Origin of the sequence: Paenibacillus vandeheii (assembly GCF_030433635.1) — a bacterium.
In the GTDB taxonomy this organism is placed as follows: domain Bacteria; phylum Bacillota; class Bacilli; order Paenibacillales; family Paenibacillaceae; genus Paenibacillus; species Paenibacillus vandeheii.
The window spans coordinates 25,396-38,060 of record NZ_JAROCD010000018.1 but is presented as its reverse complement, the minus strand read 5'-3'; the positions used below and the strand labels follow the sequence as shown (position 1 = coordinate 38,060).

The window sequence follows — 12,665 nt, the reverse complement described above, 5'->3', positions numbered from 1 at the left end:
GCCATTCCTCTGCAAGTTGGCTATAATAAGGAAAGTCCTCTGGCCTGATGTACCAGCAGGAACATGAATGATTTTTATAAAAGGCAGGAAAATTATGCGTACACGAGTTCATATTATCGCTCCTTACGAATCCATGACTACTATTATAGAAGAATGCATTCCACTATTTCCCCAGTTAGCCATACAGTATGAGGTGGGCGACCTGATGAAAGGCGCCGAATTGGCGGCCCAGGCTGAACGAAACGGGGCGGAGATTATGATTAGCCGCGGCGGAACAGCTCAGCTAATCAAGGAAGCCGTGACCATTCCCGTCATTGATGTGCAGCTGTCCGGATATGACATGATTCGTTCGTTGACGCTGGCAAGCCAGTTCAACGGCCAAACGGCTATCGTCGGCTTTGCCAATATTACTTCAGGTGCACAGTCCATTATCGATCTAATGGAACTGCCTTTAAAGGTATATACCATACACAGCTCGGAGGAAGTGGCAAGGCTGCTGCTGGAGCTGAAGGCGTCAGGATACCGTCAGATTGTTGGCGATGTCATCACCGTGAATACAGCCAAAACCTATGGAATGGAAGGATTACTGATCCAATCTGGCAAGGAATCCATCCTCAGAGCGCTAGAAGATGCACAGTTGGTATATCGGTACTTGAGCAAAAATCACGCGATATCGGTTATCTTGAACAATCTGGTTACCAAGGAGCATCCAAATCTCATTATTTTGGACGACCAGAACGAGGTTGTATTCGAGAACCTGACTGATTTTGAGCAGAATCCGCTCAGTGATAATCATATTTATCTTACTAATACCAACCTGGATTTCCACCAGTCCCAAGTTCAAAATGTGTTCATCGTGGATGATTACCAACTTACGGTGACGGCCTATGAAACGACGTTAAGTAACAAAAACTATAAAGTCTACTCTCTTGAAAAAGGACAGCCTTATGCATTTGCACAATTTGGCATAACGGCGTATACCGATATATCCATGGAACCGATTGTTGCCGAATCCCCTGCGATGCAGGCGGTATTGAAGAACATCCGCACTCTTTACGAGAACCATGAACCTATCTATCTGCTAGGTGAAGCGGATTCGGGTAAATCTTTTCTGGTAAAACATATTCATCAGATGTATTCCAGCGGTGGGCTGATGCTCCAAATCGATCTTGCCCAGGTTCCTCCCGGTCATTTGCACAAAATCCCACTTTCCAAAGTCCGAAACGTGGAAATAAATCATTTGGAAAATGGCCCATCGGAAGAGGAACTAACCTCATTCATTCAGGCTTGTCTACAGAGGCAGATTGGGGTATTCATTCTGGGGGAACAGGGATTGAATCCAAATAGAACGCTGGATGTCGAGCTGAATACAATCATTATGCCAAGCCTTGTGGACAGGCAAGAGGATCTTGCTCCACTGATCCAGCATTTCCTCAGCGATTATTATCAGAAGTATGGAACGGTTGCGGTCAAAATGAAAGAGGACGCGTTGCAACTAATCAGAGATCAAGTCCCGCATATGACAGTGAACCAGTTGAGGCATCTAATCAAGCAGGCTGCACTGAATGAACAGGATTACGTGATCTCAGCCGAGACCTTGTCACATCTGCTTGGAGAACAACCCTCATCGAATACGATGAAGCTAAGTGGTACGTTGAAAGAAATCGAAAAAGAGATTATTCAATTCGTTCTGCATGAGGAAAACAATAATCAATCCAAGGCGGCCGACCGCTTGGGGATTAACCGTGCCACGTTATGGCGTAAACTTAAAGAATAACTTTAGGTTTACGCTTTTTTTTACGACTATGTGTGTTGCATTATTAAACACTTTAATAATTAATTTAAATTTACAATAATTAAGTGTTGCTAAAATAAACAATATGGGATAACATAATCCCTGCAAACGCTTTATAAAAACGATTACTTCATAAGGAGCCACTACTATGAACATTAAAGCAACATTAGATCGTATTCCTGGCGGTATGATGGTTGTTCCCCTGTTGCTCGGTGCAACCATTAACACATTCTTTCCGAATGCTTTGCGAATCGGGGGTTTCACGGAAGCCTTGTTCGTAAACAGTTCAAGCACGTTGATCGCCCTGTTCCTGTTGATTGCCGGTACGCAAATCACGTTTAAGACGGCTGGTTCTTCGGTTGGTAAAGGCGTTACATTGCTTGTGTTCAAGTGGGCAGTTGGTGCAATATTAGGTTTGATCGCTATATTCTTTGCGGACTCCAATGGATTATTCCTTGGTTTGGCACCGCTTGCAATTATCGCCGCCATGACGAATTCCAATGGTGGACTGTACATCGCATTGGCCGGACAATACGGCAAAGAAGATGACAAGGCGGCTTATCCTTTCCTCGCGCTCAGCGATGGACCGTTCCTCACCATGGTTGCTCTTTCCATTTTCGGTGCGATGGGCTTTGCCAACGGCATGTTCTCCCCGATGTCCTTTGTAGCTGTACTGCTTCCGCTTATCGTCGGCGTTATTATCGGTAATCTGGATCGAAACTTGGCTGAATGGCTGCATAAAGGCAGTGACAAGCTCGTTCCTTTCTTCGCTTTTTCACTGGGTATGGGAATTAACTTCTCGTCGATCATTCAAGGCGGACTCAGCGGTATCTTGTTGGGTGTACTGACTGTATTGATCACTGGTGGCGTTGGATTCCTGTTGTTCAGAGCTATTGGTTGGAACCCGATCGTTGGTGCTTCTGAAGGTTCCACAGCCGGTAACGCTGTAGGTACGCCTGCTGCCATCGTGGCTGCAAACGCTTCTTTTGCCCCGATTGCCGAGATCGCTACGGTACAGATTGCTGCAAGTGTTGTGACAACTGCCATCCTGCTTCCGATATTTATTGGATTCCTCTCCAAAAGGCTGGAGAAATCAGGCGGCGTCGAGAAATACAATCAAAGACCGTCCACATAAATGCATTAAACTTAGCTGACCGGACTTATATTTAATTTTGCTTTCCAAGGAGGGATGACTGCATGAAATTAGCCATTATTGCAGATGATTTGACCGGCGCCAATGACAGCGGGGTGCAGCTTGCCCGTCATGGATTAAAGACAAGCGTACTTTTCAACATGGATGAAGATAACATTCGTCATTACGATGCGGTCGTCTTCGATACCGATAGCCGTTCCATCATACCGGAGGATGCGTATCAGCGGGTTAGCCGAGCAGCCGAACTGCTGTTGAGGAACGGATTTAATACCATTTTCAAAAAAATGGATTCGACCATGCGCGGAAACATCGGGATCGAGATTGACGCTTTGTACGATGTGGTCAAGCCCGATTTTATGATGATCGCCCCGGGCTATCCCAAGAACAATCGCACCATTCTTAACGGCACGCATTATCTGAACGGCGTTCCACTGGCTGATACCGAAATTGCGAATGATCCGAAGACACCTGTGACCTTATCGTATCTTCCGGATCTGCTCAAGCTCCAGACTAAGTATCAAGTGGGCGAGATTAAGGTGAGTGATCTTGAATCGGGTAAAGATCACATAAAGTCGCTACTGGAAACCTTTAAGGCAAACGGCACTCCCTATATCCTCATCGACTCGACAGACGAGCAGCATTTGGAGCAGGTTCTGAGTATCACCAGTGAGCTGAATTATTCATTTGCCTGGGCAGGATCAGCGGGAATTGCCAACTACCTTCCCACTCATTACGGCTTGGGGGCCCAGTCCATGGAATTGACCATTCCGGTGAATCCGGGCCCCATACTCACCGTTGTAGGGAGCGTGAACAAAAACTCCCGTGAGCAGCTCAAGCAATTGCTACAAAAAACCAACATATCAGCGATCGCTTTTCATTCCTTCAAAGCCGTGTCGGGTTCAGCAGATCGTGAGCAAGAAATTGATCGTGTGTATGAGGAAGTGAAGGCCAAAGCCGTTGAAGGCAATGACGTTGTCCTCTATTCAACCGCGGAACTGGTCGATATTGAACTGGCACGCGCTACGGGGGAAGTCCGAGGGCTTAATCATACCGAGGTCAGCAATGAAATTGTACGGGCCATAGGTGAGATCTGTGCCAAGCTGTTGGAGAATGGGTATTTCAAAGGTGTATCCATGACCGGCGGAGATACGGCTAAACAAATCTGTATGAAGTGGAATATCAGCGGTTTCGAACTGCTCGATGAGCTTGAAATTGGTGTACCGATATCGAAATTTATTGGAATTGACGATCTGCACGTAATTACCAAAGCGGGCGGATTCGGCAAGCCCGACGTCTTCATCCATGCGATTGAAAAATTAAAAGGAGGAGTTACCGTATGAAACCAACCGTTGGAATTACAATGGGCGATGCAGCAGGCATTGGACCCGAGATCATTATGAAAGCATTGGGCCATCAGGAGGTCTACAACAACTGCAATCCACTCGTCATTGGCGATGCGAAAATATTGGAGCGTGTCCTGCCTGTCATCGGATCGAGTTTGAAAGTAAATGCCATTCATGAGCCATCCGAAGCCAAGTATGAATTCGGTACTGTAGACGTCATCGATCTGAATCTCATTCCTGCAGATCTGGAATATGGAAAAGTATCTGCCGTTGCGGGAGATGCAGCATTTCAGTTTCTGGCGAAAGCCATTGATCTGGCCAAAAAACAGCAAATCCACTCCATCTGCACGGCGCCTCTGAACAAGGAAGCCCTGCATCTGGGTGGGCACTTGTATCCAGGTCACACCGAAATTTTGGCTGATCTGACCGATACCGAGGATTTCTCCATGATGCTGACTACACCCAATCTGCGAGTGATTCACCTTACGACGCATATGGGTCTGATTGATGCCATTGCGAGCATCAACCCGGAAAGAACATACACTGTGGTTAAACTGGCTCATGATACATTGAAAAAAGCTGGCTTCGAGAATCCACGCGTTGCAGTATGCGGTATTAACCCGCATGCGGGCGAAAACGGATTGTTCGGTAATGGTGAAGAGGAAGAAAAGCTCCAGCCCGGCATCGAACGTGCGCAGAAGGAAGGCATTAACGTGGTTGGTCCACTCCCGGCGGACACACTATTCTTCCGCGCTGGCCGTGGTGATTTCGATATCGTTGTTGCTTGTTATCACGATCAGGGACATGCCCCAATCAAAGTCATGGGTATTGAAGAAGGTGTGAACATTACGGTGGGTCTCAAAGGCGGCATTATCCGTACTTCTGTAGACCATGGAACGGCCTTTGACATCGCAGGCAAAAATATTGCTGATGACAAAAGCATGCTGGCCGCCATCCGTTCCGCCATTGAGCTTGCACCAAAAACGCAAGTTTAAAGAAACAAAAAGAGCTATGTTAAAGTTACGACCGTTTCCCCTGCTTCTATCGGGGAAACGGTCGTTTTTGTGTATAAGTCATGTCGTGGTAAGTGGATATGGACTTTTCGTAAGCCTCATCACATACCTTAAAGTAAAAACGATTGAGGGTGTGTGAACTCCGTGAACAATACTCCCCCGCCATCTTCTACTATGGAGAAACCCAACTTTCTTGTCATTCTTGTAGATGAGGAGCGGTATCCTCCTGTATATGAAAGCAAAGAAATACAGGCATGGCGCAGAGAAAATCTGATTACCCAGGAACGTTTAAAGTCTCACAGCATGGAATTCCATCGGCATTATATTGGAACAACAGCCTGCTGTCCCAGCCGGGCTACCATTTTCACAGGTCAGTATCCATCACTGCACGGCGTCAGTCAGACTGTCGGCATTGCCAAGGAATCGTTTGACTCCGACATGTTCTGGCTGAATCCTAATACGGTGCCTACGTTGGGAAATTACTTTCGAGCAGCAGGATACGAGACGTATTATAAGGGAAAATGGCACATCTTCAATGCGGATATTATCTCTCCCGGCACCCACCAAAGTGTTCCCAGCTATAACCCCTTGACGGGAGTTCCTGAGCCACAGCTGGAAAGTCTGTACCTTCACGCGAGCCGTTTAGAGGAATTTGGATTCTCCGATTGGATCGGCCCTGATCCCATAGGCAGAAACCCTCGAAACTCCGCTTCTTCCGCCGCGTTTGGCTTAAGTGGACGGGACGAGGTGTACGCCGCAGAAACGGTTCATCTCATTGAATCCCTTGATCGCAGGAAGAATGAAAACCAACATGCTGAGTCCTGGCTCATTGTCTCTTCCTTTGTGAACCCGCATGATATTACGTTATATGGTGATCTCGCCGAGCGCCTGCCCGATTTCAAATTCGAGGTAGACCCAATGCCCCCTGTCGACGCCCCTCCGACGATACACGAGTGGCTGGGCACCAAACCACGTTGTCAGGCGAGTTACAGAGATTTATATCCCAGAGCTTTGCAGCCTATCACCGATCAGAGCTTCTACCGCCAGCTGTATTATCAATTGCAAAAAAATGCGGATCACCAAATGTCTAAAGTGTATGAAGCTCTTACGCGTTCCTCCTTCTATGACAATACTATTGTTATTTTCACATCGGATCATGGTGATCTGTTGGGGGCTCACGGTAATCTTCACCAAAAGTGGTACTGTGCCTATGAGGAATACCTTCATGTTCCTTTTCTGGTTCACAATAAACATCTATTTCCTGAGCAGCAACATGTGCATAGCCTGACAAGTCATGTCGATCTGCTGCCAACGATGCTGGGCCTGGCCCGTATTAACGTTTCCGAAATCCATGGACGATTGCAAAAGAAGTTCAGTGAAGCGCGCCCATTGGTAGGAAGGGATCTTACGCCTCTTATATATGGAAAAGATAATCCGGGACTGACACGGCAACCGGTCTATTTTATGACCGACGACGATGTCACCCGTGGTCAGCACCAAACGAATCCATTAGGCGTACCCTATTCGTCGGTTGTACAACCCAACCACATCGAAACCGTCATTACCACCCTTTATAAAAACAATAAACCGGAAATCTGGAAGTTTTCCCGGTACTTCGATCATGCTCAGTTCTGGAGTCAGCCTGGTGTTAAGGATGTCATCACGCAGCCTGTGGGAAATCCAACTTCAGGGCAATGTGTAACCACAACGAAAACACAACCGGTACAGGATGAATATGAATTGTACAACTTGACGGACGATCCGCTGGAGACCTGCAATTTCGCCCATTCTGCCTATGCTACTCCACAGACGACGACCATTCAGCACTGGATGATGCAACTTCTGGAGGAACAGCGGCAACAAAAACGTCTGTATCCTCATCAACCTACGATATAGGGGTATACAACAATTCTCACCCTATCGATCGTACCAATAGCCAGGAATGCCTCGTTCCAGACGCATCAGCGCTTCAAGATAGAAATAATCGCCCCAGATCGTGTAATCATCAGGTGAATCTCCACCTCTTACGGAGTATGAGCCATGCTTCAGCAGTCCCTCTGCTGTATCCGAACCTTGCGTGGAATAAAAATTAATTAAGGATTTCATGGACGATTCCGCTGCATTCTGAAAAGCCTCCCGCTCAGGATCAGCTTCATCAAGCTGCCCGGCAATTTCCAACAGACCGCAGGCAACAATAGCCGATGCAGAGCTGTCCCTTTTCGTATTAGGTGTCTGCGGGGCATCAAAATCCCAGTACGCTACTTCATCCTCCGGAAGATGGGCAATAAAATAACGGGCGAGACGCTTGGCTGTCTCCAGCATCTCGGCACTTTGCAGATAGCGGCTGCAGAGTGCAAAACCATAAATCCCCCAAGCCTGTCCGCGTGTCCAGGTAGATCCGTCATGGTAGCCCTGATGCGTACCGCCTCGAATAGCCTCTCCGGTAGCCTGATCAAAATAAAAGGTGTGATAGCTTGAGTCATCCCCACGAACGAGGAAACGGCGGCTTTTCAGCGCATGCAGCTCGGCAACGCGGCGATACTCCTCATTATTCGTCTGCTCATACGCCCAGAACAGCAGCGGAAGATTGAGCAGGCAATCGATAATAATTCGTCCTCCGTTATTCACATCGCCTTTACGACCCCAGGCCTGGATCAGTCCAGTATCCTCACGCCAGCGTTTCATCAGCATGTCGGCAGCTTCCAGCGTGAGTTTTTTGGCGGCGGCGTCATGCTCCACAATCCATTGTGCCTTGGAAGACAACGAATAGAGGAAGCCAATATCATGATGATCAAAAATGATTTTCTGATCCATTCGCCGACGGAAGTTATCGACGCTATTTACGGCTGCCTCACGGAACCTCGGGTCCTGAGTATACTCCGTGCATAACCACAGAATGCCTGACCAGAATCCTGCCGTCCACTCCGTATTATCGTTAAGCACATAATGCTCATCCCCGTTACTAACGTGGGGAAAGCGCCCCTCGAATCGATCTATGTTGCGCCGGGTGACATTCAATGCATCTTCAATAGCTTTTTTCCACATGGAACCGTTCCTCCTCTAGGCAAGTCATATTCTTCAATTCTCTTGCTGGACAAGTCTGCTATTTTGCTTATACTGGCCGGGTGTAATTCCCTCATATTTCTTAAATACACGAATGAACGAATTGCTGTTCAGGAAACCCACCCTCTCAGATACGTCCTGGATCGTCAGTTCCTCTGCCTGTAAAATTTTCTTGGATTGCTCAATTCGATAATGGTTGATGTAATCAATCACGTTGACTCCGGTCTGTTCCTTGAAGTACTTGGAGACATAGGTTGGATGGAAACGAAACCGCTCGGATAAATGGGTCAAACCCAAATTGACATCCGCATAACTCTCATGGATAAATTCCACTAGTTGATCCTTCAATTCCTCACTGCGGGACCGCTTGCGCTCATGCACGGTCTGGCATACCGTCTCCAGTATCCGAAGCAATTCGACCTCAATCTCCTCAAAGGTCTCACATGCATACAATTGCCGGATCAGATCGTTGCGCTGCGTCATCTCGTTCTGATCGTCCGTCTTGATCTGTTCGGTAGCTTTCAGAAAGGTACCAATCAACTCAAACATCAGACAGCGAGCCAGTTCAACCGACAAGGGCTCTCCGGCAAAATTGGTCATGAGAATTTCATTCATCACTTCCGTGGAACGGGCATAATTCCCAGTAGCGATATAATTGATGAGCTGTCTCTCCAGATCAAGAGGGTAATACAGCTCCTCCTTGGGCCGACGAATCCGGCTCGGATCAATAATCTGACCGATCCCCAGAATCAGCCTGTATTCCAGCGCTTCTTCCGATTCCCGGAAACAATCCGCGATCTCCGCCATACGGTGATGAACATGGCTAACGCCAACAGAGAAGTACACACAGAATCGGGAGCCAATGAAACGCTGGGCTTCCTCGACCGCATGAATTAACCGATGACTGGTATCCTCCGTATCCTCCGTATCCTCCTCACACTCCCGAATATTAATCAGGAACGCGATTCTTCCATCAATGTCGACAGAGTATACATGACCGATTGAGCCAATCATCTCCTCCAGCACATTGGTCAGGATCAGGTGCACAAATTGATGCTTCTCCTCCCGGTCCTGCTCACGAACTCTGGAACGGAACAGTCCTTCAACATCCTCAATGTGCAGGAGCAATACGGCAAATGAATTTGTCTCGAACCGAATGCCAGAGCGTTCCAGGGTCGAAGCAAAATCCACACCTACTTGTACCCTTCCCTTCATCAACTTGGAGAGCAGACTGCTCCGTATAACGCTTTGCTGATCCTTAAGCCTGTTCGCAAATTGATCCTGTTCTTCCCAAGCTTGGATCAGGACAGACTGCAAGATGCCATATTCATTATCTGGCTGCTCCAGTTTCCATTTGACCTTATCCGAGATAATGTTCATGATCCGTCCCAGCGGACGGTAATTCCGTCTGGTGAACCACCAGGCTGCCACCCCGCCAAGGATAAGTCCTGCGGCAACGCCTCCAAGCGTAATATCGCGGATGACCGTCAGCTTCTTGGCATAGATTCGGGTAGGTATGATGGATACATACTTCCAGTCCTGAATCTTGGAAGAAATCTGCGATATGGTCACGGATTCTCCGTTCCAATCGATGGTTTCCGTTCTTTTCTCAGCATCCTTGAAAAGGTTAAGATCCTCCCCCTTTATGTAAGGGGTTTCAAGTGATCCGGTAGAAAATAACGTTTGACCGTCGTGGTCCAGAATGAACACGGTGCTCTCTTTTTCCAAACGTACGTTATCAATAGCTTGCTGGAATCGGTTGGGGTCTAGGTTAACGACGAAGGTCGCAGGGCTGCCAGCGCCATTCTGAATCGGAAACGGCTGAATATAGACCAGCGTGTCCTCAATCCGTCGGTCCTCGCTCCGAACCTCCATCTTTCTGTACATGCTCTTGCTGGAATCATGCATAAGCCGGGTCCACGCTTCCTCGGAAACATTCGTGCCCTGATAGAATATGTCATATAGATACTTTTTTTGAATAAGTGAAGAAGAGGATAACGCGATATCGGACTGTTTGATATAAATATACAGTTCACTAATCAAGCCGTTTCCGACGCGTGTGGATTTCAGGTTTTTGATCAGATCAATCCCCATGAACCTCCAGCGGGCATCCTGTTCAGACGCGTGATTAATGAAGCTCATGAGTTGGGAGTCGGCCATTAATTGATTGCTGATGCTGCCAATATCGCCAATCTGGTTATCAATAGTTTCCTGCACCTGAGACAACAGCACCATGTTGGAACGATTAACTTCTTCCTCTAGCAGCATGCGAGACTCGGCAAAAACAGCAGCACCGATCACAATGGGAATGAGCAGAATGACCATGTAAGAAATGCCCCAGGACAACAGGATGCTTTTCCTCTTCATGCGTCTCCTCCTCACACTGTGTTATTGGGTATGGCATGGCCTAAAGCAACTCTATTCTTTGATTGCTCCGATCATAACACCTTTAACAAAGTATTTCTGCAGAAATGGATAGATGAACAATATAGGCAGGGTGGCTACCATGACCGTTGCGTATTTTACACTTTCCCCGATGGCCTCTTTGTCCATAGCGGTGGCTCCTGTTGTCATCGAATCCGTACTGTTCTGAATCAGAATTTCCCGCAGCACCAGTTGAAGTGGGAACAGGTTCCGATCCCGAATGTACAGGATCGCGCTAAACCAGGAATTCCAGTGACCGACGCCGTAAAAGAGAATCATCACCGCAATGACGGGCATCGACAATGGTACGACGATCCGCCAGAGAATAAGCATCTCCCCTGCCCCGTCTATACGGGCTGACTCTAGCAGACTTTCCGAGATTTCCGCAAAGGAGGTCCGCATAATAATCAGATTATAGCTGCTGATCAAACCAGGTATAATCAAAGCCCACAGGCTGTTCCCCATATGGAGCGTGTTATTGATCAACAGATAGGACGGGATGATTCCGCCGTTAAAAAACATCGTAAATACAATCGCCAGCATGATCGGATTGCGGAGCATGAAGCTTTTGCGGGACAACGTATACGCCCCCAGAATGGTAAACAGCAGATTCAGCGCCGTGCCCACCACCACAATAAATATCGTGTTCCGGTATCCGGACAGAATGTTAGGGTTGCTCAGTACCAGCTTGTAGCTGTCCATCGTAATGCCTTTGGGAAAAAGCAGCAGACCTCTATGGGCCATGAGCTGACTTGAGTCGCTAAGCGACGCATTTAACACATGCAGCAGTGGATACAAGGTTAGGATAATCAGCCCTGTCATCAACATTGCGTTCGCACCACCAAACAGCCGCTCTCCAATGGATCTTTTCATTCGCAAAGAAATCCCTCCCTTCACCTCGTTCTTGGCTAGAACAGCTTGGTATTGGATATCACCTTGGACAGGCGATTGGCACAGATTAGCAGCGCAAAGTTAATGACCGACTGGAAGAGACCCACTGCGGTCGTATAGCTGAATTCGGCACTTTCACTTATCCCTTTGCGATAAACAAACGTCGAGATTACATCTGCCGTATCATACACATTCGGATTATAGAGCAGAATAATTTTCTCGAACCCAATCTCCATCAGTCCACCAATGCGGAGTATGAGGAGAATCATAATCATCGGAATGATGCCGGGAAGCGTGATATGCCACACCTGGCGAAGCCGACTCGCTCCGTCCACGTTGGCAGCATCATAGAGCTCGGGGTTGATGCCGCTAAGTGCAGCCAAATAAATGATGCTGGAAAAACCAAGCTCCTGCCAGATTGATGAGGCGGTATATATGGTACGAAAATTAGCAGGATCGCTAAGAAGTGCGCTGCTCTGACCGCCAAAATAACCAATAATGGTATTAAACAGTCCATCTCGGGACGAAAAATCAACAATCATGCCGCAGATGACGACAATGGAAATAAAATGGGGAATGTACGAGATCGTTTGCACCGTGCGTTTGAAGATCTCATGCCTGAGCTCATTAAGCAGAAGAGCAAGAAGAATGGGAGCCGGGAAACCGAACAACAACTGATAAAAACTTAGCAAAAGAGTATTCTTCAGAATCCGCCAGAAATAATAGCTCTGGAAGAAATCCTGAAAATGCTGAAATCCGACCCAATCACTGCCCCATATGCCTTTGCCCACCGAGTAGTCCTTGAACGCAATGATGGCCCCGTACATCGGAAAGTATTTGAAGACGAGAAAATATAAAACGACGGGAAGAGCCATCCAATAGATGGCTTTATTCTTTTTGTAATTAAGCCATAACAAGGAAAGCTTGTGCGACATCTTCTCCATCCCCTTCCTTTTTCATTCCAAAGAGGGCGTCCACGGCGA

The 12,665-nt window shown here is 47.5% G+C and carries 9 protein-coding genes; 5 read left to right on the top strand and 4 right to left on the bottom strand.

Features of this window, described 5'->3' with window-relative positions; all coding sequences use genetic code 11:
* The first annotated feature begins 67 nt into the window (after positions 1-67).
* From P5G61_RS27875 to P5G61_RS27855, 5 genes are all read left to right on the top strand, one after another.
* A complete protein-coding gene (locus tag P5G61_RS27875; protein ID WP_301249500.1) occupies positions 68-1,777 on the top strand; it encodes a sigma-54-dependent transcriptional regulator in 1,710 nt (569 codons plus the stop codon).
* A gap of 166 nt (positions 1,778-1,943) precedes the next feature.
* Positions 1,944-2,930: a 2-keto-3-deoxygluconate permease gene (locus tag P5G61_RS27870; RefSeq protein ID WP_024629477.1), complete on the top strand. Its 987-nt coding sequence runs from the start codon at positions 1,944-1,946 to the stop codon at positions 2,928-2,930.
* 62 nt (positions 2,931-2,992) lie between these two features.
* Positions 2,993-4,288 carry a four-carbon acid sugar kinase family protein gene (locus P5G61_RS27865; RefSeq protein WP_301249499.1) on the top strand — a complete coding sequence of 432 codons (1,296 nt, stop codon included), beginning with the start codon at positions 2,993-2,995 and terminating at the stop codon, positions 4,286-4,288.
* Positions 4,285-5,286 (top strand): 4-hydroxythreonine-4-phosphate dehydrogenase PdxA, encoded by a 1,002-nt coding sequence (gene pdxA / locus P5G61_RS27860; RefSeq protein ID WP_301249498.1) that lies wholly within the window; start codon positions 4,285-4,287, stop codon positions 5,284-5,286. Before P5G61_RS27865 ends, pdxA begins: the two co-directional genes overlap by 4 nt.
* Positions 5,287-5,478: 192 nt before the next feature.
* Positions 5,479-7,200, top strand: a complete 1,722-nt coding sequence (locus tag P5G61_RS27855) for a sulfatase family protein (protein WP_301249563.1) — start codon at positions 5,479-5,481, stop codon at positions 7,198-7,200.
* 21 nt (positions 7,201-7,221) lie between these two features.
* Here the strand turns inward: P5G61_RS27855 and P5G61_RS27850 are convergent, their stop codons facing one another.
* The 4 genes from P5G61_RS27850 to P5G61_RS27835 are packed head-to-tail and all read right to left on the bottom strand — an operon-like array spanning position 7,222 to position 12,617.
* Positions 7,222-8,349, bottom strand: a complete 1,128-nt coding sequence (locus tag P5G61_RS27850; protein WP_301249497.1) for a glycoside hydrolase family 88 protein — start codon at positions 8,347-8,349, stop codon at positions 7,222-7,224.
* 33 nt (positions 8,350-8,382) lie between these two features.
* On the bottom strand, positions 8,383-10,734 hold the full coding sequence (locus tag P5G61_RS27845; RefSeq protein ID WP_301249496.1) for an AraC family transcriptional regulator: 2,352 nt from the start codon (positions 10,732-10,734) through the stop codon (positions 8,383-8,385).
* Positions 10,735-10,785: 51 nt separating this feature from the next.
* The gene (locus P5G61_RS27840; protein WP_143805280.1) at positions 10,786-11,670 is read right to left on the bottom strand and encodes a carbohydrate ABC transporter permease; all 885 of its coding nucleotides are present in this window, start codon (positions 11,668-11,670) and stop codon (positions 10,786-10,788) included.
* Positions 11,671-11,699: 29 nt separating this feature from the next.
* A complete protein-coding gene (locus tag P5G61_RS27835) occupies positions 11,700-12,617 on the bottom strand; it encodes an ABC transporter permease (protein WP_301249495.1) in 918 nt (305 codons plus the stop codon).
* Positions 12,618-12,665 lie beyond the last annotated feature (48 nt).